At 65.4% G+C, this 24,926-nt stretch carries 26 protein-coding genes; 5 read left to right on the top strand and 21 right to left on the bottom strand.

The annotated features are described in order from the left end of the window. The 7 genes from KAK11_RS11640 to KAK11_RS11610 form a co-directional block, all read right to left on the bottom strand. A complete protein-coding gene (locus KAK11_RS11640) occupies positions 1–1,044 on the bottom strand; it encodes a 5-oxoprolinase subunit C family protein (protein WP_210809295.1) in 1,044 nt (347 codons plus the stop codon). Next, a complete protein-coding gene (locus KAK11_RS11635; RefSeq protein WP_210809294.1) occupies positions 1,041–1,820 on the bottom strand; it encodes a 5-oxoprolinase subunit B family protein in 780 nt (259 codons plus the stop codon). The genes KAK11_RS11640 and KAK11_RS11635 overlap by 4 nt, the downstream gene beginning before the upstream one ends. Positions 1,821–1,871: 51 nt before the next feature. Further along, positions 1,872–4,202, bottom strand: coding sequence for a methyl-accepting chemotaxis protein (locus tag KAK11_RS11630; protein WP_210809293.1), 2,331 nt, complete (start codon positions 4,200–4,202; stop codon positions 1,872–1,874). 140 nt (positions 4,203–4,342) lie between these two features. Beyond that, positions 4,343–5,635: an O-acetylhomoserine aminocarboxypropyltransferase/cysteine synthase family protein gene (locus KAK11_RS11625; protein WP_210809292.1), complete on the bottom strand. Its 1,293-nt coding sequence runs from the start codon at positions 5,633–5,635 to the stop codon at positions 4,343–4,345. 88 nt (positions 5,636–5,723) lie between these two features. After that, on the bottom strand, positions 5,724–6,089 hold the full coding sequence (locus KAK11_RS11620) for a carboxymuconolactone decarboxylase family protein (protein WP_210809291.1): 366 nt from the start codon (positions 6,087–6,089) through the stop codon (positions 5,724–5,726). A gap of 22 nt (positions 6,090–6,111) precedes the next feature. Then, on the bottom strand, positions 6,112–6,723 hold the full coding sequence (locus KAK11_RS11615) for a rhodanese-like domain-containing protein (protein WP_310737790.1): 612 nt from the start codon (positions 6,721–6,723) through the stop codon (positions 6,112–6,114). Positions 6,724–6,793: 70 nt separating this feature from the next. Further along, the gene (locus KAK11_RS11610) at positions 6,794–7,681 is read right to left on the bottom strand and encodes a DUF2167 domain-containing protein (protein WP_210809290.1); all 888 of its coding nucleotides are present in this window, start codon (positions 7,679–7,681) and stop codon (positions 6,794–6,796) included. A gap of 193 nt (positions 7,682–7,874) precedes the next feature. Between KAK11_RS11610 and KAK11_RS11605 the strand changes: the two genes are divergently transcribed. Together KAK11_RS11605 and KAK11_RS22195 are read left to right on the top strand one after the other, a co-directional pair. After that, complete coding sequence (locus KAK11_RS11605; protein ID WP_210809289.1) at positions 7,875–9,281, top strand: response regulator; 1,407 nt, start codon at positions 7,875–7,877, stop codon at positions 9,279–9,281. 53 nt (positions 9,282–9,334) lie between these two features. Beyond that, positions 9,335–9,847 (top strand): type II secretion system protein, encoded by a 513-nt coding sequence (locus KAK11_RS22195; RefSeq protein WP_310737789.1) that lies wholly within the window; start codon positions 9,335–9,337, stop codon positions 9,845–9,847. Positions 9,848–9,894: 47 nt separating this feature from the next. Here KAK11_RS22195 and KAK11_RS11595 read toward each other — a convergent pair whose 3' ends face one another. Continuing rightward, positions 9,895–12,114, bottom strand: coding sequence for a heavy metal translocating P-type ATPase (locus KAK11_RS11595; protein ID WP_246498837.1), 2,220 nt, complete (start codon positions 12,112–12,114; stop codon positions 9,895–9,897). A 233-nt stretch (positions 12,115–12,347) separates the two neighbouring features. Here KAK11_RS11595 and KAK11_RS11590 point away from each other — a divergent pair, with 233 nt between their 5' ends. Beyond that, the gene (locus tag KAK11_RS11590) at positions 12,348–12,959 is read left to right on the top strand and encodes a hypothetical protein (RefSeq protein WP_210809288.1); all 612 of its coding nucleotides are present in this window, start codon (positions 12,348–12,350) and stop codon (positions 12,957–12,959) included. A gap of 13 nt (positions 12,960–12,972) precedes the next feature. On the opposite strand, the gene KAK11_RS11585 is transcribed toward KAK11_RS11590, so the two are convergent. From KAK11_RS11585 to KAK11_RS11525, 13 genes are all read right to left on the bottom strand, one after another. Next, on the bottom strand, positions 12,973–13,434 hold the full coding sequence (locus KAK11_RS11585; RefSeq protein ID WP_210809287.1) for a pyridoxamine 5'-phosphate oxidase family protein: 462 nt from the start codon (positions 13,432–13,434) through the stop codon (positions 12,973–12,975). Between the two features lie 16 nt (positions 13,435–13,450). Continuing rightward, positions 13,451–14,560 (bottom strand): SMP-30/gluconolactonase/LRE family protein, encoded by a 1,110-nt coding sequence (locus KAK11_RS11580; protein ID WP_210809286.1) that lies wholly within the window; start codon positions 14,558–14,560, stop codon positions 13,451–13,453. A 33-nt stretch (positions 14,561–14,593) separates the two neighbouring features. Beyond that, positions 14,594–14,935, bottom strand: coding sequence for a hypothetical protein (locus tag KAK11_RS11575; RefSeq protein ID WP_210809285.1), 342 nt, complete (start codon positions 14,933–14,935; stop codon positions 14,594–14,596). A gap of 18 nt (positions 14,936–14,953) precedes the next feature. After that, entirely contained in the window at positions 14,954–15,322 is a 369-nt protein-coding gene (locus KAK11_RS11570; RefSeq protein WP_210809284.1) for a bleomycin resistance protein, read from the bottom strand. Between the two features lie 18 nt (positions 15,323–15,340). Next, positions 15,341–15,715: a DUF5329 family protein gene (locus tag KAK11_RS11565; RefSeq protein ID WP_210809283.1), complete on the bottom strand. Its 375-nt coding sequence runs from the start codon at positions 15,713–15,715 to the stop codon at positions 15,341–15,343. A 137-nt stretch (positions 15,716–15,852) separates the two neighbouring features. Further along, positions 15,853–16,446 (bottom strand): hypothetical protein, encoded by a 594-nt coding sequence (locus tag KAK11_RS11560; RefSeq protein ID WP_210809282.1) that lies wholly within the window; start codon positions 16,444–16,446, stop codon positions 15,853–15,855. Between the two features lie 535 nt (positions 16,447–16,981). After that, complete coding sequence (locus KAK11_RS11555) at positions 16,982–17,491, bottom strand: GNAT family N-acetyltransferase (RefSeq protein ID WP_210809281.1); 510 nt, start codon at positions 17,489–17,491, stop codon at positions 16,982–16,984. Between the two features lie 121 nt (positions 17,492–17,612). After that, on the bottom strand, positions 17,613–18,179 hold the full coding sequence (locus KAK11_RS11550; protein ID WP_246498836.1) for a cupredoxin domain-containing protein: 567 nt from the start codon (positions 18,177–18,179) through the stop codon (positions 17,613–17,615). Continuing rightward, a complete protein-coding gene (locus tag KAK11_RS11545) occupies positions 18,148–19,551 on the bottom strand; it encodes a multicopper oxidase family protein (RefSeq protein WP_210809280.1) in 1,404 nt (467 codons plus the stop codon). Before KAK11_RS11545 ends, KAK11_RS11550 begins: the two co-directional genes overlap by 32 nt. 14 nt (positions 19,552–19,565) lie before the next feature. After that, complete coding sequence (locus tag KAK11_RS11540) at positions 19,566–20,999, bottom strand: TolC family protein (protein WP_210809279.1); 1,434 nt, start codon at positions 20,997–20,999, stop codon at positions 19,566–19,568. Between the two features lie 92 nt (positions 21,000–21,091). Next, complete coding sequence (locus KAK11_RS11535; RefSeq protein ID WP_210809278.1) at positions 21,092–21,484, bottom strand: hypothetical protein; 393 nt, start codon at positions 21,482–21,484, stop codon at positions 21,092–21,094. A gap of 10 nt (positions 21,485–21,494) precedes the next feature. Further along, complete coding sequence (locus KAK11_RS11530) at positions 21,495–23,213, bottom strand: SulP family inorganic anion transporter (RefSeq protein ID WP_210809277.1); 1,719 nt, start codon at positions 23,211–23,213, stop codon at positions 21,495–21,497. Then, complete coding sequence (locus KAK11_RS11525) at positions 23,210–24,073, bottom strand: MBL fold metallo-hydrolase (protein ID WP_210809276.1); 864 nt, start codon at positions 24,071–24,073, stop codon at positions 23,210–23,212. Before KAK11_RS11525 ends, KAK11_RS11530 begins: the two co-directional genes overlap by 4 nt. A 52-nt stretch (positions 24,074–24,125) precedes the next feature. Here KAK11_RS11525 and KAK11_RS11520 point away from each other — a divergent pair, with 52 nt between their 5' ends. Both KAK11_RS11520 and KAK11_RS11515 read left to right on the top strand, forming a co-directional pair. Next, a complete protein-coding gene (locus tag KAK11_RS11520) occupies positions 24,126–24,485 on the top strand; it encodes an ArsR/SmtB family transcription factor (RefSeq protein ID WP_210809275.1) in 360 nt (119 codons plus the stop codon). Continuing rightward, positions 24,475–24,918 (top strand): YeeE/YedE family protein, encoded by a 444-nt coding sequence (locus KAK11_RS11515; protein WP_210809274.1) that lies wholly within the window; start codon positions 24,475–24,477, stop codon positions 24,916–24,918. Before KAK11_RS11520 ends, KAK11_RS11515 begins: the two co-directional genes overlap by 11 nt. Positions 24,919–24,926 lie beyond the last annotated feature (8 nt).

Here is a 24,926-nt window from a genome sequence, read left to right as displayed (position 1 = left end):
TCAGTCTTTAAAAACGACGCCGCTGATGAGGTTCTGGCTGTAAAGCGCTTGCTCGTCCAGCCCGCCCAAGGGGGGGCAGCTTTGAAGCTGCGCCGCCCAGCGGGCCTCGAGCGCAGAGAGGTCTCGCAGGGCCTGCAGCGCCTCTTCGCGGCTGACGGCCACAAAGCGCAGTGTGCGGCCCGGCCAAGCTTGCGCCAAGCGGGGCAGGTCGGCCCGGATCACGGTGGCGATTTTGGGGTAGCCGCCCACGGTTTGCCCGTCCGGCCCCAAGATGATGGGCAGGCCGTTGGCGGGCACTTGGATGGCGCCGGGCGTCACCGCATCGGACGCAATGTCGGCATGGGCGGGCGTCAGGTGCTGCAGCGGTGGGCCGCTGAAGCGCCAGCCCATGCGGTCTTGCTCGGCCGTGGCTTGCCAGGCGGTGGCCAAAAGCTGAGCACCCACCTCGGGGCTGAAATGGTCGTCTTGCGGGCCGAAGATCACGCGCAGCGGTGCGTCTGGCAAGGCCCAGGAGGCGGCAGACCGGCGCTCGGGCGCGCTGGTGTCGGCCGCGCACACCGGCAGGCCATCGCCCGCCTGCAACATGCGCCCTTGAAAGCCCCCGAGGGCCGCGCGTGCGTAAGTGGCGCGGCTGCCCAGCACAGGCGCCACCTGCACGCCGCCGGCCACCGCCAGCACGGCGCAGCCGCCCATCTGCGGCTGTTGCAGCGCGCTGATCTTCAGCGTGTCGCCTTCGGCCAAGGTGGCACTGCGCCAAGCGGGCAGGGCCATCTCGTTGCCCTGGGCGGTGCGCAGGCTGGCGCTGACGGCCCCGGCCATGGCCACACGCACCGGCCCTGCTTCAGCGCGCAGCGCCAGGCCCGGCCCGCGCAGCTCCACCGCAGCGGCCTCTGGGTGGTTGCCCGCCAGCGCATTGGCGGCATGGGCCAGCGGCGCATCCAGCCAGCCCGCCGTGGGAATGCCTTGGTGGCGCTGGCCCGTGCGGCCGGCGTCTTGCACCGTGCAGCCGGCACCGCCGCTGATCACCCGCAAGGTGGCGCTCATGAGGTGGCCGCCTCAACGCTGGGGATGAGGAAGTCCTCGCGCCGCCACGCGCCGCGCTGCACCCGCTGCTCCAGGGCCGTCAAAGCGTCCAGGCTGATCACCTGCCAGCGCACTTCATCGCCGGCTTGCAGCCAGGCGGCCTGCTGCGGGTGGGCCAGCTCGAACATCGGCAGCGGGCAGCGGCCCAAGAGGTGCCAGCCGCCGGGACTTTGCCAGGGGTAGATGCAGGCCATCTCACCGGCCACGGCCACCGAGCGCGCTGGCACGGCTTTGCGCGGGGTGGCGCGGCGGGGCCGGGCCAAGGCGGGCGGCAGTCCGGTCATGTAGGGAAAGCCGGGCATGAAGCCAATCATGGCCACGCGCAAAGGGGCTTGGCTGAACAGGCTGACCACGGCCTCCACGCTCAGGCCGGTGGCCGCGGCGAGGTCCGCCAGGTCGGGCGCCACGCTCAGGTCGCAGCACAGGGGCAGGCGCCAGCAGCGCGGGGTGTGGGGCGCAGCCGCAGAGGCCTGAGCGGCGGTCAGCAGCCACTGGCCCAGTGCGTCCGCATCCGCGCGCAGAGGGTCAAAGTGAACGGTGAGTGAGCGAAAGCTAGGCACCACATCCGTCACGTCGGCCAGTGAAGGCTCACAGCGCCGTGCGGCTCTCAGGGCGTCGGCCAGCGCCATCACGCGGCGGTTGGCGGTGTCATCCAACCCAGGGGCCAACTCCAGCGTCCAGGCGGCATCGCCCAGCGGCAACAGGCGAGGTGGCGAGGCAGGCGTGGAGAGGTTCATGGCAGACCATGCTGCCACAAAGTCTAGGCTTGCTCAGGCCAACGTGGTGAGTCAAAAGCCGATGCGCTTGGCTGTAGAAAGCACATTGGCCACATCGCCTGTGGCTTGAGAGAAGGTGGAGCCTGGCGCCATGGCTTCTTCGGCGTCGAGGTACTGGCCCTGGTTGATCAACTGGCCCACGCCCGCGGCCACACTGTGGAAGCGTTTGTGGCGCTCTAACAGAGCGGTGAAGGTGCTGCGCTCGCGCAGGCCTTGGCCATCGCCGTAAATCCATTTGCCCAGCGCACAGCAGTCGTCGCGTGACAAGGTGGCAGTGTCCACGTGTTCGCGGTGCTCAATGGCATGGCGCAGCTTGACCTTCCATTGGCGGTGGGCGTCGATCATGGCGTCCACATCCACGCCCTCCACGAGGGTGGGCTTGTGGCCGGGCTCGGTGGGCAGGCGGAACTCATCCACTTGGGCGGCCATGCGGATGGCTGATTGGCGCTGGTGTTGGGCCGCGGTGGCAGTGGCACCCACCATGGCCGCATTGGCTTGGGTGTTGCGGTCCAGGTCTTGAACGGCTTCGCCGATTTGCGCCACGCCCAGGCTTTGCTCACGGGCGCCGTTGGCCACGCTGTCGAGCAGCAGCCGCACTTTATCGGCGTTCTGCACAATCTCGTGCATGGTGTCGCCAGCGGCGCGCACCACGTTCATGCCACCGTCCACATCATCGACGCTGGAGGAGATCAAGCCCCGAATCTCGCGGGCGGCGGCAGAGCTGCGTTGAGCCAAGCTGCGCACCTCTCCGGCCACCACTGCAAAGCCGCGGCCTTGCTCGCCCGCGCGGGCGGCTTCGACGGCCGCATTGAGCGCCAGGATATTGGTTTGAAAGGCGATGCCGTCAATCACCCCAATGATGTCGTTGATCTTGCGAGAAGAGGTCTGGATGCGCTCCATGGTCTGCACCACTTGCTGCATCACTGCGCCGCCGCGCTCGGCGACGCGGGCGTTGTCCACGGCAATCACCGAGGCCTCCTTGGCGGAGTCGGCGGTCTGCCCCACGGTGGCGGAGGTTTGCTCCAGGGCGGCCGAGGATTGCTCCAGGGCGGCCGCAGCCGCCTCGGTGCGCGAGGAGAGGTCCTGGGTGCTATTGGCAATCTCTTTGCTGGTGTCCACCACGGCATCGCTGGCTGACTGCACTTGTTTGACCGTCAGGCGCAGCGCGCTTTGCATGTAAAACACTTCGCGCAGCAGGTCACTGACCTCGTCCCCACCCCGGCGCGGAATGTCGGCTCGGAGATCGCCTAGGCTGATGTTCATGATGTGCTTTTTGAGGGCTTTGAAGCCGCCATGCAGCGAGCGATAAAAGCCCATGGCCAGAAACACGGCCAAGCAGACACTGAGCAGGGTGATGCCCAGCGTGAGGTAGAGCTGAGATAAGAACCCCGCTTGGCGCTGGGCCAGTGCAGCGTCGAGCACGCTGAGGTTTTTGCTGACCTGTGCGAACTGCTGTTCCAGCGTGCGGTTGGCCTGTGCAAGCAGGGCTTTGGCATCGCCTTGCACGGTGGTGCTGCCCGCGGGGAAGGCCGCTTTGATGGTTTGCAGCAGGTCAAAGGTCACTTGAGGCGCGGCGGCTTCCATCTGCAGCGCTGTGCCTTGCAGCGCAGTGCGGGCTTTGCTCAGGTCGGAAGCGGCGGCATGGAGCTCATGCTCCAGCACGGCCATCAGGCTGGCCAACTGCTGTGACTGCTCCGCAGTGATTTCGCCGGCACGCAAGGCGCCCACCGCCAGCCCGCGCAGCTCGCCGGTGCTGCGGATGACCTCGGGGCCGCGCATCAGTGCAGCGCTGGTGAGGTAGTAGGTGGCCATCTCCGGGTCCAGGGTCAGGCCTGAGTGGTCTACAGCGGCGGCAATCAGCGTGCCGATGGCCCGGTCTATGCCGAGCATGACCTCGTAGGTGCGCTTGGGGTCTTTGCTGTCGAGCTTGTCCGCGTCGGCCACTGCCGACTCCAGCGCCTTCCAAGGCTCGGTCAATCGCCAAGCTTCGCCGTGGTCTCGGAACTCTGATTGCACCGCCTTGAGCCGCTGTTCAAACTGCTGCCGAGCGCCTTGGACATCTGGCCCCGCTTCTTCGAACAGCACGGCCCGTCGTGCATAGCGCCAGTGCTCAGAGGCTTGCATCAGTTGGAGGGCGCTCTGGGCAAACGACACGCCATGACGCTCGTCCTGCGTGAACGCGTGCTGGGTTTTGGCGACCAGCAAATAGCTGCCCAAAAGCCAGACCAGCGGCATCAGAAAGGCCGCTGAGATCAGGGCCATTTTGGTGGGGAAGCGCCATTGGCGCATCAGGGCGGCGGCTGGCCGCCAGAGTGGCCATTCAACAGGTTTGGGCAGATTCACAGAGGGTCTCCAACGAATACCCTCACGCTAACGAGTTTGCAGCAGGGATGATCTGTAGAAAAACCGCCCAAACCCCCGTGTTTGGCGGCAGGAGGCCCCAGCTCGCCCCGATGTGGTGCGGTGGGGCCTCCTGAGCGCGCTCAGGCTGCCGCCAAGGCCTGGGTCAAGTCGGCCTTCAAGTCCTCAATGTGCTCGATGCCCACGCACAGGCGCACGGTGTCCACCGTCACGCCAGCCTTGGCCAGCTCCTCGGGCGAGAGTTGGCGGTGGGTGGTGGAGGCCGGGTGGGTGGCCAGGGACTTGTTGTCGCCGATGTTGACCAAGCGGGTGAAGAGCTGCAGCGCGTCCAAGAAGCGCTCGCCGCCTTCACGGCCACCTTGCACGCCAAAGGTCAGCAGGCCCGAGGCGCGGCCGCCCATTTGCTTTTGCACCAGGTCGTGGTCGGCGTGGTCGGGCAGGCCCGAGTAGTTGACCCACTTCACCTTGGGGTGAGCTTTCAGGAACTGGGCCACGGCCAAGGTGTTGTCGCAGATGCGGTCCATGCGCAGCGCCAGGGTCTCCAGGCCTTGCAGGATCAAGAACGCGTTAAAGGGCGAGATGGCCGCGCCCATATTGCGCAGCGGCACCACGCGGGCGCGGCCAATGTATGCGGCTGGCCCCAAGGCTTCGGTGTAGACCACGCCGTGGTAGCTCACATCGGGCTCATTCAGGCGCTTGAAGCGCGCCTTGTGCTGGGCCCAGGGGAACTTGCCGCTGTCCACGATCATGCCGCCGATGCTGGTGCCGTGGCCGCCGATGTACTTGGTCAGCGAATGCACGACGATGTCGGCGCCATGCTCAATGGGGCGGCATAGATAGGGGCTGGGCACGGTGTTGTCCACGATCAGCGGCACACCGTGCCGGTGGGCAATGGCGGCCAGCGCGGCGATGTCGGTGATGTTGCCCAGCGGGTTGCCCAAGGACTCGCAATAAATGGCCTTGGTCTTGTCGTCGATCAAGGCTTCAAAACTGGCCGGGTTGGCGGCGTCGGCAAAGCGGGTCTGGATGCCGTACTGCGGCAGGGTGTGGGCGAACAGGTTGTAGGTGCCGCCATAGAGCGCGCTGCTGGAGACGATGTTGTCACCGGCTTCGGCAATGGTCTGGATCGCATAGGTGATGGCGGCTTGGCCCGAGGCCAGGGCCAGCGCGGCAATGCCGCCTTCCAAGGCGGCGACCCGCTCTTCCAACACCGACTGCGTCGGGTTCATGATGCGGGTGTAGATATTGCCCGCGACCTTCAGGTCGAACAGGTCGGCGCCGTGCTGTGCGCTGTCGAAGGAATAGGCCACCGTCTGGTAGAGCGGCACGGCCACGGCCTTGGTCGTGGGGTCGCCGGCCCAGCCGGCGTGCACGGATTTGGTCTCAAAGCGCCAGGCGCTGCTGTCTCGGGTCATGGGGAACTCCTCTTCTTTGGGGGAGCTCGAAGTCTAGACGCGATGGCTGCGACAGCGCTGACAGCGCTTGGACGCAATGAGCAGAAGCTTATGCGCTGGCCTGTGCTGCCGTGAACTGGTCCCAGGCCGCCAGCGCGTTGGCCGCGTACATCAGGGCCGGGCCGCCGCCCATATAGGTGGCCACGCCCAGCATCTCTTCCAACTCAGCCTTGGTGGCGCCCAAGCGCACCAGGGCCTTGACGTGAAAGCCGATGCAGCCGTCACAGCGCTGGGTCACCCCAATAGCCAGCGCGATCAGCTCCTTGGTCTTCTCGTCCAGAGCGCCCGTGGTGATGGCGGCCTTGCCCAACTCACCAAAGGCCTTCATCACGGCCGGTGTGTCGGTGCGCAAGGGCTTGAGGTGGGCCGAGATGTCGGCGGTCAGTTGGGCGTAGTCAGGGGTTTGTGCGCTCATCAGGCTCTCCGGAAAAGAGGGGTCAGAACTCGCCGGGTTGGGTGGTCAAGCCCAGGGCCATCCAGTCGAGCATGCCGCCACGGTAATAGAAAATCTTGCTGGCCGGGAAGCCGTCGCGCGTGATGGCGCGGATGGCAATCGGGCTTTGCGGGCAGACAGGCCCGTTGCAAAAGGCGTAAAGCTTTTTGGCTTTGGTGCAATTCCATTGGCCGCCGGCCGCCTTGTCGCAGCCGAGCTCATTCATGCGCAGCGCGACCTCGGTGAATGGGATGTTGATGGCCATGGGAATGGTGGCCACCAAGAACTCCGGCATGGAGCGCATGTCCACGATCATCGCCTCGGGGTCATTCAGGGCGTGCAGCATCTCAGCCTCGCCCACCGGAGTGACGCCAGGCACTGGTACCAAAGGCTGGAACCAGCCTTCGTTCTTGGCGCAGCCGGTCATCACGCGGGTGATCTCCAGCGTCTTGCCACCGCGCCTGACGGTGAAACTCGTGTCCGATGCGTCCTCGGTGAAGAAACGCAGGCGCTTGGCCGCTGCGGGGGCGGCGGTTTGGGCGGTGGCGTCGGTGGCCACGATGCAGACACTGCACAGCGCCGTCAGCGCCAGGGAGCGAAGCAAGGAAGTCAGCACGAGAGTCTCCGGTCTAGTGTGGGAACCGGCAAACTCTATAAGCAAACACGGAATTAAGCCGTGCGCTGCATCAAACCTCAGCCTTGTTGCGCCTGAACAGCTTCAGCAGCGGGCCGCCCAAAAAGGCCAGCCCAATCAGGGCAATCTTCCAGAACTTGGCCAGGAACAAGCCCAGCGTGGCCAGCAAGCCGAGCTTCTTGGCCGCCGCCCCCACCACCAGCGCAGCCAAGCCATACTCGGCGACCTTGTCGGTGCTGGGGTTGAAGTCGGCATAGCGCTTGCCTTCGTCAAAGTTCAGTGCGGCCAGCAGGGTGTGGGCGGCGGGCTTGTGGGCGTCCAACTGCTTCAAATCCGTCACCAAGTTCATCGTGAAGTAGCCCTCGCGGCCCAGCACATAGGTGTTGTAGTTGACGCCTTGCTCCGCGCCGGCCGGGGCGCCTTTCTCGCGTGAGGACATGGCCCAGGCCAGGCGGTGGGTGCCCACGTCGTACTGCGGGGGCTGGGCCCAGCCCAAGATTTCCAGCGCTGGCACGCCCATCTTGCTGCGCTCTTCGTTGGCGGCTTCAGTGCCTTCTTTGTAGCTTTTGAGCAGGTCGTCGGCGTTCCACTCTTTGGCGTCGTCGTCCTTGATATAGCCCGAGTTTTCAAAGCGCACGGTCATGAACCACTGTCCGTCGCCCTTGGGAAAGATCAGGCCTTGCAGGCGGGGGTCTGAGCCCGGGTTGCCCATGGCGTTGAGCAGCTTCTGGGCCTGTGGCTGGGGCACAAAAGTGTGGCCTTCAGGCAGCTTCAGTTGCGCTTGCTGGGCCAGGGCGATGGCGGCAGGGCCGCTTTGCGCAACCTGCTCAGCATCGGCAAAAACGCGCTTTTGTTCTTCCGGGCTCATGCCTTGGGCCTGTGCCCAAGTGGCGCAGGCCATCCAGAGTGTGGCGATGAGCCAGTGCATAGTCTTGTTCATGTGGAAACCTCCCTTTAAGGGGGCAGATTCTCGCAGAGGCCACGCTGGCGAGTGGCAAAACTCACAGCCGGCGCCCCTGGGGAGCGCTTTAGCCTTCGTTTTGGAGGACGATAGACGGATGCCCCCAAGGGTGTGATGGGCACCCCTGGGCCACCACCTTGATCTGCCATGACTGCCGCTGCGCCACCGCGCCATGCTTGACCGAACCTTTGACCAACTGAAGCGCTGGTCAGGCTTGCGCGTTTTCTTGGCGATCCTGGCCTTTTCCACGCTGGGCTCGCAAGTGCTGGTCTCGGCCATGAGCTGGTTCTTCCACGGTGAATGGCGGCTGGACTACGCCATCACCGGCTTAGTGACCGCCTCGGTGGTCTCGGTGATCGTGGCCTTGGTGGTCTCGCGCTTGATTCAAATGCTGCAGCGCGCGGAAGCCCAAGCTCGCGCGGCCAATGCCTCCAAGAGCACCTTCTTGGCGAATATGTCGCATGAGATCCGCACGCCGCTGAACGCCATCACCGGCATGGCGCACCTCATTCGCCGCAGCAGCGTCAACCCTGAGCAAGACCAACGCCTGGACAAGTTGGAGGCTGCGGGCCGCCACCTCTTGGGGATTGTTGAGGCGGTGCTGGACCACTCCAAGATCGAAGCTGGCGAGTTCCAGCTCGATGAGGCCGAAGTGCGCATTGAAAGCCTGGTGGGCAATGTGCTGTCCATGGTGCATGAACGCGCCCAGGCCAAGCGCTTGACCCTGCGCACCGAGCTGGCGCCCTTGCCTGAGCGCTTGCGTGGTGACCCCATGCGCTTGCAGCAGGCCTTGCTGAACTATGTGGCCAATGCCGTCAAGTTCACCGAATCAGGCGAGGTTGTGCTGCGCGTGGTCGTGCTGTCTGAAAGCACCGACAGCATCCACTTGCGTTTTGAGGTGCAAGACCAAGGCATGGGCATCGATGCGGTCACCTTGGCCGAGTTGTTCCAGCCCTTCAAGCAGGCTGACACGGCCATCACGCGGCAGTTTGGGGGCACGGGCCTCGGGCTGACCATCACCCGCCGCATTGCCCAGATGATGGGCGGGGAGGCGGGAGCTGACAGCGAGCCTGGCCAAGGCAGCACGTTCTGGTTCACAGCGCATCTGCTCAAGGGGCCGGTGCAGAGCGCGCCCCCGGTGGCGCCGCGCCCCGAACCTGCCGAAGACACTTTGCAGCGCGAGCACGCCGGGCAGCGCGTGCTGGTGGTGGAGGATGAGCCCGTCAACCGCGAGATCACCGCCTACATCTTGCAGGGCGCCGGCCTGGTGGTGGAGATGGCTGAGGACGGCCACGCTGGATTGCAGTGTTTGGCAGAGGCGAGCTTTGACTTGGTGCTGATGGATGTCCAAATGCCTCAGCTCGACGGCCTAGAAGCCACGCGCCGCCTGCGCCTGCAGCCGCATCTGGCCACGCTGCCCGTGATCGCCATCACCGCCAATGCTTTCGCGGAAGACCGGGCAGCCTGCTTGGCGGCGGGCATGAATGACTTCATCTCCAAACCCGTGAACCCCGAGGCGTTGCTGTGCACGGTGTTGCGATGGTTGCCGCCGCGTGAGGGGGATGGACCTCAAGATTGAGCGCGCCGAGCCGAGATCAGGAGCATGACCCTTGGCCCACCGCGGACCCTGGAATGACGATGCGTGTTCAGCAAGCGAGATCCCTGCCGGTATCGAATGGCGGCTTCACCCTGATCGAATTGATCGTGGTGATCGTCATCCTGGGCGTATTGGCCGCGACGGCATTGCCCAAGTTCATGAGCCTCAGCGCCGACGCACGCATTGCCGTCGTCACCCGGGCACGAGTGGAGGTGGCGGGGGCTGCCAACTTGGCCTATTCCAAGTGCTTGCTGGTCAGTGGCTGTGTGGCCTCTGGCAAGGGGGCTTCGCTGAGCGGACCCGATGGTCGGGTGGGTTTCATGTACAACGGCTACCCGACGGGGCAGTTGAGAACGGGCACCTGGGGGTTCTTCGGCATCAAGGAGTGGGTCAATGTCGGCGGGCTGACAGTGGTCGAAGTCAACACTTCGGTGACCGAGTTTCGCGAGCCCTCAGCGTCGGACCCTGCCAATTGCTTGGTGCGGTACACCGAGGCGGTCTCTTTGGGGGCTGGCCCGACCACCATCATCGTCACGACGGGGTGCTGACCCCAGGCTGAGCGTGCTGGGCGACGCTGCCGCTGGCGAGCGTCCGATCAGGCAGGCCGCCAGCGCCCCAGCCGCAGCGCATTGCCAATCACAAACACGCTGGACAGTGCCATGGCTGCGCCCGCGAACATGGGGTGCAGCAGCCCCAAGGCGGCCAGCGGGATGCCCACCACGTTGTAGGCAAAGGCCCAGAACAGGTTTTGGCGGATCTTGGCGCTGGTGCGCTGGGCGATGTCCAGCGCGTCGGCCACGCGCGAGGGGTGGCTTTGCATCAGGGTGATGCCGGCGGCTTGCATGGCCACGTCGGTGCCACTGCCCATGGCCAAGCCGATGTCGGCGGCGGCCAGGGCGGGCGCGTCATTGATGCCATCACCGACCATGGCCACGGGGCCGCCTACGCGGCTGCGCAGCTCGGCGATGGCCTGGGCCTTGTCTTGGGGCAGCACCTGCGCACGCACCTCGCTCATGCCCAATTGCTGGGCTACGGCGTTCGCAGCGCCGGCGTTGTCGCCGGAGAGCAGCAGGGTGTGAACACCCATGGCGTGCAGGCGAGTGATGGCCTGCGCGGCGTCGGCCTTGAGGGTGTCGCCAAAGCTGATCAGGCCCAGCAGCTCGGGTGGGGCGCCGGGCTGCTCGCTGGCCAGCCAAGAGACGGTGCGGCCTTGGTCCTGTTCGGCTTGCGCGGCAGCGCTGGCGGCTTGCAGGTCCGCGCCCAAGTCGCGCATCCAACGCTCGCTGCCCAGCAGCACACGCTCGCCATCGATCACGCCGCTGACGCCCAAGCCCGCATGAGCCTTCGCCTCTTGGGCCAACGGCGGCGGTAGCGGGCAAGCGCCCTCCGTAGACGGCGTTTGTGCGCTGGCCCAGGCTTGGGTGACGGCCTTGGCCAGTGGGTGCAGGCTGTGGGCTTGCAGCGCAGCCGCCAAGCCTAAGACCTGCTCGCGCGTGAAGCCAAAGCCCAGGGCTTGCAGGACCTGGGGGCGGCCTTCCGTCAGCGTGCCGGTCTTGTCAAAGGCCACGGCCTTGACCTCATGGGCTCGCTCCAGCGCCTCGGCGTCGCGGATCAAGATGCCGTGCTTGGCCGCCGCACCCATGCCCACCATCAAGGCCGCCGGCGTGGCCAGTCCCAGCGCACAGGGGCAGGCAATCACCAGCACCGTGACGGCATGCATCAAGGCCGTGGCCCATGGCGTGGCGCCTTGGCCCAGCCAGCCCCAAGCCAGCAAGGTGAGCAAGGCTAAGCCCACCACCACCGGCACAAACACGGCCGCGACCCGGTCTACCAAGTGCTGAATAGGTGCTTTGCGGGACTGGGCGCTTTCTACCAACCGCACGATGCGGGCCAGGGTGCTCTCGGCGCCGATGGCGGTGGTGCGCAGCAGCAGTGCGCCCTCGCCATTGATGGCGCCACCCACCACCGCGTCGCCGGGGTGGCGGGCTTGGGGCAGGCTCTCGCCGGTGATCAAAGCCTCGTCCACCTGGCTGGCCCCTTCGACCACCACGCCGTCCACGGCCACGCGCTCGCCGGGTCGCACCACCACCAGGTCGCCCACGCGCACCTGCTCCAGGGGCACTTCGCGCTCGTCGCCCTCTAGCGTGCGAACGCGGGCCGTCACGGGGCGCAGGTCTTGCAGCGCCCGCAGGGCGTCGGTGGTTCGGCGCTTGGCTACGCCCTCCAGCCACTTGCCCAGCCACACCAGGGTGATGACCATGGCGCTGGCTTCAAAGGCCAAGGCGTGCGGGCCTTCACCCCGCGCCCACTGCACCAAGCTCAAGCCATAGGCCGCCGAGGTGCCCAGGGCCACCAGCACGTCCATATTGGCGCTGCCGTGCTTCAGCGCACTCCAAGCCCCTTTGTAAAAGCGCGCGCCCAGCAGCACCTGCACGGGGGTGGCCAGCGCAAACTGCACCCAGGCCGGCAGCATCCAATGCGCGCCCCACAGCATGCCCACCATGGGCAGGGTCAGCGGCAAAGACAACGCCAAGCCCAGCCACAGCAGGGCGGGTGCCACGGGAGCCTCTGAGGGCAAGTGAGCGTTGTCCGCCAGAACTTGCGCCGGGTAGCCAGCGTCGGCCAGAGCGGCCAGCAAGGCGGGCGTCACCACAGCGGGCTTGTGCCCCGGTGCCAACTCCACCTGCATTTGCTCGGTGGTCAGGTTGACTTGGGCCACCGCCACGCCCGGCACCTTCAAGGCGGCCCGCTCCACCCGGCCGACGCAGGCGGCGCAACTCATCTCGGTGATGTGGAGTTTGAGAGGGGAGGGCATGGGGTTTGAGGTGTCGGCGAGCAAAACGGAATTGTCTATCTTTAGCAGTGGAGGCGCTTGCTTGGCTGGCCACGATGAGGGCCATCGAACCTGTTGAAGGAGCGCGGTTGAGCTTTACATCAGCTTAGCTTTGGCGTGATATGGTGATTTCAATGCCTCCATCAAGAAGGCCTTGGCGCTAGGCTCTGGGGCCTTTGGCAGCACAGTTAAACAACAGACAAGGAGGATTCTTCATGGCACCACTTCATGGCTTCAAGGCTGCGCTCTTCTGCGCATTGCTGGCCGGCTCGGCATCCAGCATGGCCCAACGCGAGGCTGATGCGCTGGCACCTGTGGTTCAGTGCTTCGGCGGCGGGAAGTTCGCTGCCAAAGAAGTGAACAGACTGCCCGAGGCCGTGAAAGCCAGATCGGTGGAGACTTTGACGGGGCCTAAGTCTGTCTCGATGGTGGATGGCTACCGCGTCATCTTGACCACCGCACAGGGCAAGCCCTTCGTCAATCTCAAGATTGAGCAGTCCGCTGCAGCGCAGGCCGCCTCAGACCGCGAAGCGGTGGTGGCGCAGATGGAGGCGTTTTCTTCCAAGCGCACGCCAGATCAGCAGCCACTGGCGCGCAGCGTGCATGGAGATGTTGAAGTACTGGCTTTGCATCAACCCAGCCTCGATGGAAGAGGGCCTTTGTCCTTCTACAGCATGTTCGTGCCGGTCAAGTCGATGATCGCGACCATGTATGTGCTCAACCAAGACGGTAGTGATCGAGCTTTTTCCACCTTTGCGCAGTATGAGCAACTGAGGGACGAGGCCGCTGGCCTGGTCCTCAGGTGTTTGGCCGGTAGCGGAGCCTGAGCGCCCGCCAGGGCTAGTGGCGCGACACACCGTAAGTCTTCATCGCCGCCTGCACCTGCAAGGCTTCGGTCGTCTCTTGAGGATAAAGCCGATAGCTCGGCGCGACGATGGGCGCCACCGCCGTGGCCCGCACCACGATCACGGCGTGCAAGGGGAAGCGCTCGCCCGCCATGGGCAGCAGCGGGGCCGCCCATTTTGAAAACTCGGCCTGGCCTTTGTCGATGATGCGGGCCTCGCCCTGCACCTTGAAGCCCTTCTGAACAAACACATCCACAAAGCTCACGCAGACCTTGGCGTGCTGCGCGATGTTGCGCACGCTGGTGGGCGAGGCGATGTGGCCGATGACGACGTGTTGCTCATCCAGCACTGCCCAGATTTCTTTGGGCGAGACATTGGGCTGGCCCTGCTCATCGACCGTGGCGAGCCAGCACAGCACGCTGCTCTGAGCTGAATTTATAACGTCATGATTGAGCATGGTGGGCTCGCGCCTCTCACTTCAGGTCATTGGGCCGCCAGCCCAAGGCCGGCGCATGCAGGCTGTGCACATACAGGCGCTCGGGTGTCTCGGTGACGGCCGTAGCCTCGGGGTAGGCGCCGCTGGGGTCTTGCAGGTCGGCCAGGATTTGGCCTTGCTCTGAGAAAGCCACCACATGGCCATAGGCCTTGGGCACCGGCCAGGTCGAGCGCGGCAGGCGCAGCGTCAGCTCGCGCAACCAAGGCTTGCCGGCCATGTTGTCGATCTTGGGGTTGCGCGGCTTGACCAAGCCCATCCAGATCTTGCCGTTCAGGCCACGCATCAGGTTGTCAGGGTAACCGGGAAGGTTGTCCAGCAGCACCTGGGCCTGGGGCGAGGCTTGGCGCACATCCAGCCCCGTGGCCGCCGTGCTGATGCGCCAGACGCGGTAGCGGCCCGTCTCGGCCACAAAGAGCTGGCTTTGGTCGGAACTCAGGGCAATGCCGTTGGCAAAAGAGAGGCCCTGCGCCATGAGGCGCGTCTGCCGCGTGGCCGGGTTGTAGGCCAGCACCCGGCCGGTGGACGACTGCTCCAGGATGTCCAACACACTGGCCTCAAAGGTGCTGCCCAGGGCCTTGGCCCCGAAGCGAGTGGAGGCATCGGTGAAGAACATCTCACCGCTTTGCGCCACCACCACCGCGTCGGCATAGAGGATGGGCGAGTCCCCCACGTGGTCGGTCAGCAGGCTGACCTCGCCGCTGGGCGAGATGGCCAGCAGCCCGCGCATGGCATCGGCCGCAATCATCCGGCCCTGGGCATCAAAGTCAAAGCCCAGCACCCGCCCACCGGTTTGCGCCCACACGGCCAGCTCACTGCCATCGGGCTTCATGCGCAAGAGCTTGCCACTGCCCACCGCGGTGTAGAGCCAACCATCCGGCCCCATGGCCACATGCTCCGGCCCTTCTTCAGCCCCCAGGCTGATCATCTGCAAACCCGCCAGCCGGGTGTTGGGCGCATGCGGCCCCACATAGCCCGGCGCCGGTGGCGCCACCCACACCTGGGCCTGGATGGGCACGGGCCACAGCAGCAGGTAGGCGGTGGCGCACAGCAGCAGGGCCAGCAGGCCCAGGAGGAGCTTCTTGATCATTCATTCACCTCGTGTGTGCCTTAACGCGGTCAGTCAGGGAGCTTGATGGAGTGACGCCTCTTTGCGGTGCTTCCTCCACTGGCGGAATCTGAAGGTCAGGCTGAGGAACCAAGCCAGTGCGAAAAACGCAAAAATGCCGTTCTGGCCAAGTAGGCGGTTCACCCCCGCAGCCTTCTGCAAGCGGCCATGGTCGCTGCCGCTCAGATACGCCAAGAAAAGGGACAGCGCGATGGCCGCGCACCATTGAAGCTTGACCCGCACTGAAGCGTGCTCTTCATTCCACACCAGGTACAGCGGCATAGGGATGGAAGCCACGATCAGCAGAGGCAAAACAATGAAGCCAATGATGGCGCAGGCGGTGCATTCAGAAGTCATGAGCTGAGTGTGGACTATTCAAAGCTCTTGGCCTATGCGGATCAACGAGCCATCCTCGTCGATCACTGCAAACTCCCGCATTCCCCAGGGCTTGTCTTCGAGCGGCGTCATGCGCGGTATGCCCTGCGCGGGCAGCTTGGCCTCGGCAAAGGCCAGGTAGAGGGCCTCCACGTCTTGCACCCGCAAGTAGCAGCCAAATGACGACTCCTCCGGCTTCAAGTCCGGGTAGGCAAAGAGATGAATCTCCAGGTCGCCCCGGTCCATGATGGCGTAGCTGCCGTCCGGGGCTGCGATCTCGCCGTCAAACCCTAAGCGCGCATAGAACGCCAGGGTGCGTGCCATGGCGCGTGCGGGCAACTGCGGGATGGCTTTGTCTTGCGGTGGCATCTGCGCTCCTTGGCGGGTTCATTGGCCTTTGGTTTTGGCGCGAAGGCTTTGCAGTTGCCCCAGCAGCCACTGCTGGCTTGGGACAGCTGCCGCACTGCCGCACTTCACGAAGTAGGGCTTGCCCGAGCTGCTGCTGCGGCTGGCCGCCAGCTCGATGAACTGCTCGGTGCTCTGCAGCGTGCGCTTGCCTTCCAAATAATCCAGCTTGCGCAAGATGTGGCCCTTGGCCTCTTCACCGCTGTGCAGCGAGCCATTGCGCTCAAACTGGCAGCCCGAGGCCAGCAGCTTGCCCATCAAGGCGTCGATCTCGGCGCGGATGGGGGCGGGGGTGGGGGCGGCGAGCGCTTGGAGGGCGCTGAGCAGCAGCGCGAGGGTAGAGAGAGCAGCCTTCATGAGGCTATGTTATGCGCATGAGGCGCCTCGCGCTTTGTTCCGCGGCACCCGGCGCGCCAGCCGGTCGGTTGCGGAGTGCTCAGGCCTTCGCGCAAGAAGACTCTGGAGTACCCCAGCCACCGACCTTAGGCCACGGATTACTTCTCGCCGTTGGAGATGTATTCAACGTCGGTGACGATGCCGTTGGCGTCGAAGGAAACAACCAGTGCCTTGTTGTAGAACTTCATGTTGAAGGCATTCCCTTTGGCATGGGCATAGCTGTAGATGACCGCAGCATCACCTTTGGTTTTGACAAAGGGGTAAACACCTTTGCCGTTGGGGGCCCCAAGCAGAGAGGCCACTTCGGATCGAGTGGTCTTTCCCTTGACGATGGCAGAGACCTTTGAGTCATCAAAGTCTGTGGCGTCGTTCGGGAATGAACTGACGAACTCTTCAGCGACCAGGAGGTCGTTGTGGGTCAGGTAGACCATGGCACGTGCAGGTACCACCCCTGGATACTTTCCGGCACCAGCCCCTTCAGCATAGACATAGCGTAGGGACTTGAGCTTCTCCCCGTTCTTCATCAGTTCGCCCGTTTGTGGCGCAGGCCCCATGACCTGATTCACTTGGGCCACGGTGGACTTTCCGACTTCCAGCACGCCGGGGTCGGGGCGCTTGAAGTTGGTCCCCGCGCATCCCACCAGTAACGAGGTCGCCAACGCGGCAATGATCAATCGAAATGTAGTTTTCATGGATAGACAGTCTTGGTACAGCAGGCCATTCAGAGGGTGTCGAGATTGCTGTTGATGACGACGCCCGCTCAATTCTGCTTCACACGAGGCTCCCAGCCGCATGGGGAAAGCTCCTGTGCAGGGGCCATATCCCTAGGGTCTGTTGACATATGAATCTTGCCCGCGTGAGCCCTTCAGCCCATGTCAGTCTAGGCGCGCTGCGCCGCCCGCACTGGTGTGCGGGCGGCGCAACAACGAATGGCGTGGGCTGCAGGGCTCACCCTCCGGGCAGGGCGGCCAAGGGCGCTGGCGGGTGTTGTGTCTCTTGCCTGGGCGTCAGCCCGGGCTGCGGGCCGCGCCTACGCCAGCGCCCTTGGACACTCCTGCGCGGGCAGGATTCATATGTCAACAGACCCTAGCAAATTGTGGACAGGCGGACGTCTTGTCCATCGAAGGCCGCAGTCTTCAGTTCTGCATGAAGGTGCGCTCACCCATCGAACACCAAGGCACCCTAACCGGCCACGCTGCCCACGCTGTCGTTCAGCCTCTCACACCCCTAGAGCTCAGCAGCGGTGCGCCGGAACACCACATCGCCTTCGTCGTAAGAGTAGAGCACCGGCAATGCGTCGGTCGGTATTGCCGTATAGCCGCACTTGGCCAGCAGGCCAGCACTGCGGTAGTTGTCGGGGTGTGTGGTCGCCCACAGTGTTCGAACCTCCGAATGCTGGCGCAGGTGCTCATGCAGCCAAAGCAGGCCTTGGGAGGCAAAGCCGCTGCCCCAGTGTGTGGGGCCATACAGAAAGGCCACTTCAGCGAGTCCATCGTGAACATTGGCTTCGAGCCGCCCGATGATCCGGCCGGTGGCAGCAAGGCGCACCACCACGTTGATCCAGGTCTCACCGGTGGGGCCGTCTGGTGGGCCCGCCATCGACCTGCGCAGCCAGAGGTCGAATTCCTCTCTGCTGGGCATGCCCCCGATGAACTCATAGACGGCTTCACAGTGAAGCAACTCAGCCAGTTCTTCCAGGTCGCTCTCAAGGAGCGGGGCGTAGAGCAGTTCAGGCATCAAGTAGAAAAAAGGTTGCTGTGATGGCGTTGGCGGGCTGGCCCCTGTGTTGCCAGCAAGGTTCGTTCGTGGCCCATGTACGAAGCTCTTACCTCCCACTTCGGCGGCCGCCAGGCTCACTTTACGGCCCTTTCACGGTGACGCTCCCCACCATGCCTGCATCAAAGTGCCCCGGCAGCAGGCAGGCGAACTGAAAGGTGCCAGCCTGGGTGAATTGCCAAATGATTTCGCCTTGGCTGCCGGGCTTGACGTGGACCATGTGCGGCTCGTCATGTTCCATGTCCGGAAACTTCTTCATCAGCTCGGCATGTTCTTGCAAGGCTTGGGCATGACCCAAGACTATTTCATGCAGAAGCTTGCCCCGGTTGCGAGCGACCAGGCGAACGGTGTCGCCCGGTTTGACCTGCAGCGAAGCAGGGCTGAAGCGCATGCTATCGCTCATGTCGATCTGTATGGTGCGGGTGACTTTGGCCGGGTCTCCTTGGCGGCCGAAGGGCGTGTCTTCGACCTTGCTGGCGTCGAATCGGGGCCTTTTGGCCGCATGGGCCTGGTCGCCATGGGCGTGGGCGAGTAGGGGCAGCCAGAGGGCGAGCACGCCTGCCAGTGCTCCAGTGCCGATGCGGCTGCGTAATGCTTGTAGGTGCTTCATGGTGGCCTCAATGGTGATGTTGACTGCTGCGGTGAACATTGACTTCAACGCTGGGAGTGGTGGGGGGCGTGCTGGTGGCCGGTGCGGCTGACGAGGCCTGGCCAGCGGCGGCCTGGGGCACGGGGAAGGCCACCGTGCCCGCCGGGTGCTTGAACCAACCCGGGTCGCGGTAGTCGCCCTTGGGCTGATCGGCGCGCACCTTGAGCACGCTGAACATGCCGCCCATGCCGATGCCGCCAAAGGGGCCGTCGCCGGTCATCATGGGGGCGGTGTTGGCGGGCAGCTCCATTTGCATCTCGGCCATTTCGTGCATGCCCTCGCTGCCCATGGCCATGAAGCCGGGCGTGGCGCGGTTGATGCTGCGCACCACGTCGCGCTGCTCCACGCCCAGCATGGTGGGCACGTTGTGGCCCATGGCGTTCATGGTGTGGTGGCTCTTGTGGCAGTGAAAGGCCCAGTCGCCCAGCTCATCAGCGATGAACTCCATCTGCCGCATCTGGCCCACGGCGATGTCCACCGTGACCTCGGGCCAGCGGGCACTCGGCGGCACCGGGCCGCCGTCGGTGCCGGTGACCATGAACTCATGGCCGTGGATGTGGATGGGGTGGTTGGTCATGGTGAGGTTGCCCACGCGCAAGCGCACGCGGTCACCTTGGCGCACATTCAGCGTGTCGATGCCCGGGAAGATGCGGCTGTTCCAGCTCCAGAGGTTGAAGTCCAGCATGGTCATCACCTTGGGCGTGGCGCTGCCGGGCTCGATGTCATAGGCATTGAGCAGGAAGCAGAAGTCGCGGTCCACCTCGGCGATGTGCGGGTGCTTGGCCTTGGGGTGGGTGATCCACAAGCCCATCAGGCCCATGGCCATTTGCACCATCTCATCGGCATGCGGGTGGTACATGAAGGTGCCCGGGCGCTTGGCGGTGAACTCATAGACCCAGGTTTCGCCCACGCCGATGGGCGCTTGGGTCAGGCCCGCCACGCCGTCCATGCCGCAGGGCAGGCGCTGGCCGTGCCAGTGCATGGTGGTGGGCTCGGGCAGCTTGTTGGTGACGTAGAGCCGCACGCGGTCACCCTCGACCACCTCGATGGTGGGGCCAGGGCTCTGACCGTTGTAACCCCAAAGATTAGCCACAAAGCCTGGCGCCATCTCGCGCTTGACGGGCTCGGCCACGAGGTGGAATTCTTTGACGCCTTGGTTCATGCGCCAAGGGGCGGTCCAGCCGTTGAGGGTGACCACCGGGTTGTAGGGGCGGCCAGTGGCGGGCTGCAGCGGGGGCGCGGTGTCAGGCGTGCTGCGCAGCACCGGCTCGGGCAGGCCCAGCAGGCTGGTGGAGCGCACGGGCGCGGCCACGGCCGCAGTGGCCGCCAAGGCCGATGCGCTGGAAGCGAAGAAGCGGCGACGATTGATCATGGTGAGGGTCGCTTTCAGTGGCCGGCGCTGTCGGCAGCGGGGCGATTGGAAGAAGAGGCAGAGGCGGCGGCGGGCAAGGGGCGGCCGGGTGGTGCGATCAGGGCGGTCTGCAACTGGGCCTGGGCCAGCCAGTAGTCGCGCAGCGCCATCACGGCGGCTTGCTCGGCTTGCAGGCGTTGCTGGGCCGAGTCGAGCAGCTCAAACACGCCAATCAACATGCCGTTGTAGCGCAGCAGGTTCTGCTGGGCCATTTGGCGCGCCAGCGGCAAGGCCACGGTCTGTTGGTGCTGCGCCATTTGCCACTGCAGGCGCGCGGCCTCGTGGGCTTCTTGGATCTCGGCCAAGGCATTGAGTTGGGTGTGCTGCAGTTCCAGCGCGGCCACTCGCACGCGGCTGTCGGCTGCGACTTGGCGCACACGGCTGTCCCAGAAGGGCAGGCGCAATCCCAGCTCCCAGGTTCGGCTGTGCAGATGGCCGCTGCGCAAGGGGCCTTCGATGGCCCATTCCGGGGCGATTTCTGCATCGGCCAGCCAACGCTGGGCCTGGTCGGCGCGGGCGCCGCTTTGCAGCGCCTGCCAGCGGGCCTCGGCACTTTGCACATCGCTGCGCTGGGCCAGTTGCTGGGCGCTGTCGGGCAGATCGGCGGGGGCTTGGGCGGGCAGCTCGGGCAGGGCGTCGGGCAGCGTCAGCGCGGTGCGGGCCGGCAGGCCCAAGGCCAGGCGCAGGCGGGCCTCGCTGCTGCGCTGCTGGGCCGCTGCGGCCAAGGCGGCGGCTTTGACTTGGGCTTGCGCCAAGTGGATGCGTGCGGCTTGCAGGGCGCTGAAGTTGCCCGCCTGTTGCATGCGCTCGGCCAAGGTGCTGCTGGCTTGGGCGCTTTCCAGCGCGGTCTGTGCCACGGCCGCTTGCTGGCGCGCCGCGACGGCCTCCAGCCAGGCGCTGCGGGCCTGCAAGGCGTGCTGCAGCACACGGATGGCGGCATGGTGGCCGGCCTCTGTGAGGCGCTGGGCCTCGTGCTCCCGCAGCCAGGGCAGGGCAATCAGCCGCGCCAGGCTGGCATGCAGGCTGGCTTCCCATTCCAGGTCTTCGCCTGCGCGGGTGCGGCGCAGCGTGAAGCCTGGGGCGGGCAGGCTGGCCGCCAGCGCGCCTTCGGCCGCTTCGGCCCGCAGACGTTCCAGGTCGGCCTGAAAGCCGGGGTGTTGGGTGACGGCGATCTGCACCGCCGCTTGTTCGGTCAGCGGCTCAGCCAAGCTGGTGTTGAGGGCGGCAGCCGCGCTTGGGGCCGCGGCGGGTCGATCTGCACGTTGCAAGGGGGTGCCCAGGTGTTGGCGGGCGATGCGGTCGGCGCGGCCAAAGCCGTCGTCATCGGGCAAGCTGGCGCAGCCCGTCAGCAGCGCGGCGGCCAGGGTGGCCGCCCACGCCGTGGGGCGGCCCAAGGAGAGGTGAGTCATGGTGAGTTGTCAGTGATCACGCGTGAGGGGCTGGCCGCGGCAGAGTGCGGGCCAGCGCTTGGGCACCGGGGCAAGGCCGCGGTGCAGCGAGATCAAACTTCTCGGGGAGGCCGGTCAGGGCCGGCGGTGGTGAAGGGCGGCACACGGGCCGCTGTAGGCTCGGGCGGAGCCGCTTGGGGCTGCCAGATCGCCGTCGTCACCGTGGGGTTAGCGGGCAGGGCGTGGGCCATCACACAGGCGGCGCAGGTGCCGCAATGCGGGCAGGTGCTGCTGGCCTTGAGTGGCTGCGCCTCGTTGGCCAAGCCCTCTTGGCCAGGGCCGCCAACGCTGTCTTGCATCATGCTGGCATCGCCATGGCAAGGCATGGCTGCGGCGGCGTTAAGGCTGCTCTGCGACACCGGGCTGCTGGCCATGCGCCACGCCGCCCAGGCCGATTGACCGGGCAGGCTCAGGCAAAGCAATAGACAGACAAAGAATCGCAGCATGGGCGGGAGTCTACGCCTTGAGCGCGTTCCAGGCTTCCGCCTCGGTCAAGAAGATGCGGCCGGTCAGCCACTGCGCCAAGCCGCCGGCCATCAGCCTGTCGGCTACCGGGCCCTTCAGCTCCGACAGGTGCAGCGTCACGCCCCGGCTGCGCAGCTCTTCATTGAGCTTTTGCAGGCCTTCCAAGCCCGAGAGGTCAATGAAGTTGACCGCGGGCATCATCAGCACCACATGCTTGACGGCGGGTCGTTGGTGCACCAGCGTGCCCAGGGTGTCGGCCAGCCAGCGGGTGTTGGTGAAGACCAGGCTCTCGTCCACCCGCACTTGCAACAGGTGGGGCAGGGTCTCGACCTTGTGCCGCAACACATTGCGAAAGACTTCGGTGCCGGGCAGCTTGCCCACCTCGGCCCAATGCGGCCTGGCTGTGCGCTGCAGCAGCAGCACGATGGACAGCACCACGCCCAGGCCCAAGGCGGGCTCCACGCCCAAGAACAAGGTGGCCAGCGCCACGGTGATCATCAAGCCGCCTTCGAGGCGGTGATAGCGCCAGGCCGCGCTGAAGTGATGCAAGTCCACCAAAGACAGCACCGCGATGAAGATGGTCGCGGCCAGCACGGCCTTGGGCAAGGCCGAGAGAAAGCCGCCCAAGGTGGCCATGGCGATGCCCAAGAACAAGGCTGTCCAGATGCCGGCGTAGCGAGTGCGAGCACCCGCATCAAAGTTGACGATGCTGCGCGAGAAGCCACCGGTCACCGGCATCGCACCGCTGACGCCGGCCACCACATTGGCGGCCCCCAGGCCCAGCAGCTCGCGGCGCGGTGAGATGGCCTCGCCCCGGCGGGCCGCCAGGGCCTCGGCCACGGCCAAGCTCTCGACATAGGCCACCAAGCCCAGCAAGAGCGCGGGGGTGAGCAGGTCTTGCCACACTGCCAGTGGGGCTTGCCAGGGCGGTGCGAACTGCAGGCCGTCACCCAAAGAAATGGCCCCTGCCAAGGCCACGCCTTGCCAAGCCTGGGGCGCGCTCATGATGGCGGCAATGGAGGCCACCACCACCACCATGGGGGCCATGCGGCCCCAGAGTTGCGCGCTGCGTGCCGGCAGGCCCACCGCTTTGAGGGCCGGGGTGGCCCAACGCCGCAGGCTCCACAGCAAGAGCAGGGCGGCGCCCCCCATCAGCACCGTGCCCCAATGCGGCTGCAGGCTGGGCTGGGCCTGGGCGCTGGCCCACAGCTCAGGCAGGGTATTGCCTTTGATGGGCAAGCCCAGCAGCGCAGGCACTTGGGCGATGGCAATGGCCAATGAGGCGCCGTTGACAAAGCCGTGCAGCACCGGCGCGCTCAGCAGCGCAGCCAGCACGTCCAGGCGCAGCGCGGCGGCGATCAGAAAGACAGCCCCCATCTCCACTGACAGCACCAGCGCCGCCAAGGAGGGCGAGATGCCATGTGCCTGCGCCACCGGCGCCACCGCCTGGGCCGTGAGCATGGCCAACACGGCCACCGGCCCCACCGCCAAGGTGCTGCTGGAGCCCAGCAGGGCATAGGCCACGATGGGCAGCAAGCTGGCCATCACGCCCACGATGGGCGGCAAGCCCGCCAGCAAGGCATAGGCCAGGCTTTGCGGCACCAGCAAGACGGTGACGATCAGCGCGGCCAGCATGTCCTCTGGCAGGGCTTGCTTGTAGGCGGCCCAGCCTTTGAGGGGTGGCGCTGCGGTGGCGGCGAGGGTGTTCACAGGGCGTTCAATGGAATCTTCAGATAGCTCACGCCATTGTCTTCAGCCGGCGGGAAATGGCCACCCCTCACATTGACCTGCACCGAGGGCAGGATCAACACCGGCATGTCCAGGGTCTTGTCGCGCGCGGTGCGCATGGCCACGAACTCGGCTTCGCTGATGCCCTCGTGCACATGCACATTGGCGGCGCGCTGCTCGGCCACGGTGCTCACCAGCTTGACCTCGCGGCCGCCGGGTTGGTAGTCATGGCACATGTGCAGCCGGGTGTGGCCGGGCAGGGCCAGCAGGCGGTGAATGGATTGATACAGCGTGTTGGCATTGCCGCCAGGGAAGTCGCAGCGCGCCGTGCCGTAGTCGGGCATGAAGAGCGTGTCGCCGACAAAGGCGTCGTCGCCCACCAGGTAGGTGACGCAGGCCGGGGTGTGGCCGGGGGTGTGCAGCACGTCCACGGTCAGCTCACCAATCTTGAACTGGTCGCCGCCTTTGAACAGCACATCAAACTCGCGCCCGTCGCCGCTGATGTCCGGCGCATTGAACACGCCCTTGAAGACCTTTTGCACTTGTTGGATGTGGTCGCCAATCGCGATTTGGCCGCCCAGGCGTTCGCGCAGCCAGGGGGCGGCCGAGAGGTGGTCGGCGTGGGCGTGGGTTTCCAAGTGCCAGTCCACGCTCAGGGCCTCTTGCTGCACATAGGCCAGCACTTGTTCGGCCGAGCGGGTGCTGGTGCGGCCCGACTTGGGGTCGTAATCCAACACACTGTCGATCACGGCGGCACGGCGTGTCGTGGGGCACGAGACGATGTGGGTGGCCGTGTAGGTGGCGGGGTCGAAAAAGGTCTTGATCTGGGCGGTGGTGTTCATGACGATTCCTGTCACTTTACAAATTCTGCAATCATCATATAATCACTTTACGATGAATGCAACTGATGGCGATCAAGACCCTTTCGCAGCCTTGCAAGCCAAGGCGGTGGAGGTGGCGGCTTTGCTCAAGGCCTTGGCGCACCCGGACAGGCTGATGCTCTTGTGCCAGCTCTCGCAAGGCGAGCGCTGTGTCGCCGAGCTGGGTGAAGCCACGGGTGTGGCCCAGCCCAGCTTGTCGCAGCAGTTGGGCATCTTGCGTGCCGAGGGCCTGGTGGCCACGCGCCGTGAGGGCAAGTTCATCCATTACCGCGTGGCGTCGGAGGGTGTTCAAGTGGTGCTGCAAGCACTCTATGGGCACTACTGCGGCCCCGCCAAGCCCATGAACAAGAAGGACGAGCAACGTGACGATTGACTGGAATGCCTTTAGCCCGTGGGCGGCCTTAGCCGGCGGGGTGCTGATTGGCTTGGCCTCAGCGATTTATCTCTTGGCCAATGGCCGCATCGCCGGCATTGCGGGCGTGGTGGGCATGGCCTGGCATGCACTGCGCAAGGGCCAGGGCTTGAAGGGCCAGGGCGAGCGCTGGTGGTTCATCGGTGGCCTGATGCTGGCGCCCTGGCTGTGGCAGGTGGTCAAGCCGCTGCCGGCTGCTCAGATGGTGGCCAGCCCCGCCATGGTGGCCATCGCTGGTTTGCTGGTGGGCGTAGGCGTGCGCATGGGCAATGGCTGCACCAGTGGGCACGGCGTGTGCGGCCTAAGCCGCTTGTCGGTGCGCTCTTTGGTGAACGTGTTGTCCTTCATGGGCGCTGGGTTTGTGACGGTGGCGGTCTTGCGCCACGTGCTGTGAGGTCCTCA

The sequence above is a fragment of the Ideonella paludis genome (genome assembly GCF_018069865.1).
In the GTDB taxonomy this organism is placed as follows: Bacteria; Pseudomonadota; Gammaproteobacteria; order Burkholderiales; family Burkholderiaceae_C; genus Ideonella; species Ideonella paludis.
Note: the sequence above shows the minus strand (reverse complement) of the source record. Positions and strands in the feature narration are given on the sequence as shown.

Excerpts from the sequence above, each read along its gene's own strand:
- KAK11_RS11625 (WP_210809292.1), bottom strand. The coding sequence starts at position 5,635 with ATGACCCGAGACAGCAGCGCCTGGCGCTTTGAGACCAAATCCGTGCAC.
- KAK11_RS11580 (WP_210809286.1), bottom strand. The coding sequence starts at position 14,560 with ATGATCAAGAAGCTCCTCCTGGGCCTGCTGGCCCTGCTGCTGTGCGCC.
- KAK11_RS11570 (WP_210809284.1), bottom strand. The coding sequence starts at position 15,322 with ATGCCACCGCAAGACAAAGCCATCCCGCAGTTGCCCGCACGCGCCATG.
- KAK11_RS11605 (WP_210809289.1), top strand. The coding sequence starts at position 7,875 with ATGCTTGACCGAACCTTTGACCAACTGAAGCGCTGGTCAGGCTTGCGC.
- KAK11_RS11525 (WP_210809276.1), bottom strand. The coding sequence starts at position 24,073 with ATGAACACCACCGCCCAGATCAAGACCTTTTTCGACCCCGCCACCTAC.
- KAK11_RS11535 (WP_210809278.1), bottom strand. The coding sequence starts at position 21,484 with ATGCTGCGATTCTTTGTCTGTCTATTGCTTTGCCTGAGCCTGCCCGGT.
- KAK11_RS11585 (WP_210809287.1), bottom strand. The coding sequence starts at position 13,434 with ATGCTCAATCATGACGTTATAAATTCAGCTCAGAGCAGCGTGCTGTGC.
- KAK11_RS11595 (WP_246498837.1), bottom strand. The coding sequence starts at position 12,114 with ATGCCCTCCCCTCTCAAACTCCACATCACCGAGATGAGTTGCGCCGCC.
- KAK11_RS11545 (WP_210809280.1), bottom strand. The coding sequence starts at position 19,551 with ATGATCAATCGTCGCCGCTTCTTCGCTTCCAGCGCATCGGCCTTGGCG.
- KAK11_RS11565 (WP_210809283.1), bottom strand. The coding sequence starts at position 15,715 with ATGAAGGCTGCTCTCTCTACCCTCGCGCTGCTGCTCAGCGCCCTCCAA.
- KAK11_RS22195 (WP_310737789.1), top strand. The coding sequence starts at position 9,335 with ATGACGATGCGTGTTCAGCAAGCGAGATCCCTGCCGGTATCGAATGGC.
- KAK11_RS11575 (WP_210809285.1), bottom strand. The coding sequence starts at position 14,935 with ATGACTTCTGAATGCACCGCCTGCGCCATCATTGGCTTCATTGTTTTG.
- KAK11_RS11550 (WP_246498836.1), bottom strand. The coding sequence starts at position 18,179 with ATGTTCACCGCAGCAGTCAACATCACCATTGAGGCCACCATGAAGCAC.
- KAK11_RS11520 (WP_210809275.1), top strand. The coding sequence starts at position 24,126 with ATGAATGCAACTGATGGCGATCAAGACCCTTTCGCAGCCTTGCAAGCC.
- KAK11_RS11590 (WP_210809288.1), top strand. The coding sequence starts at position 12,348 with ATGGCACCACTTCATGGCTTCAAGGCTGCGCTCTTCTGCGCATTGCTG.
- KAK11_RS11610 (WP_210809290.1), bottom strand. The coding sequence starts at position 7,681 with ATGAACAAGACTATGCACTGGCTCATCGCCACACTCTGGATGGCCTGC.
- KAK11_RS11560 (WP_210809282.1), bottom strand. The coding sequence starts at position 16,446 with ATGAAAACTACATTTCGATTGATCATTGCCGCGTTGGCGACCTCGTTA.
- KAK11_RS11555 (WP_210809281.1), bottom strand. The coding sequence starts at position 17,491 with ATGCCTGAACTGCTCTACGCCCCGCTCCTTGAGAGCGACCTGGAAGAA.
- KAK11_RS11640 (WP_210809295.1), bottom strand. The coding sequence starts at position 1,044 with ATGAGCGCCACCTTGCGGGTGATCAGCGGCGGTGCCGGCTGCACGGTG.
- KAK11_RS11635 (WP_210809294.1), bottom strand. The coding sequence starts at position 1,820 with ATGAACCTCTCCACGCCTGCCTCGCCACCTCGCCTGTTGCCGCTGGGC.
- KAK11_RS11540 (WP_210809279.1), bottom strand. The coding sequence starts at position 20,999 with ATGACTCACCTCTCCTTGGGCCGCCCCACGGCGTGGGCGGCCACCCTG.
- KAK11_RS11620 (WP_210809291.1), bottom strand. The coding sequence starts at position 6,089 with ATGAGCGCACAAACCCCTGACTACGCCCAACTGACCGCCGACATCTCG.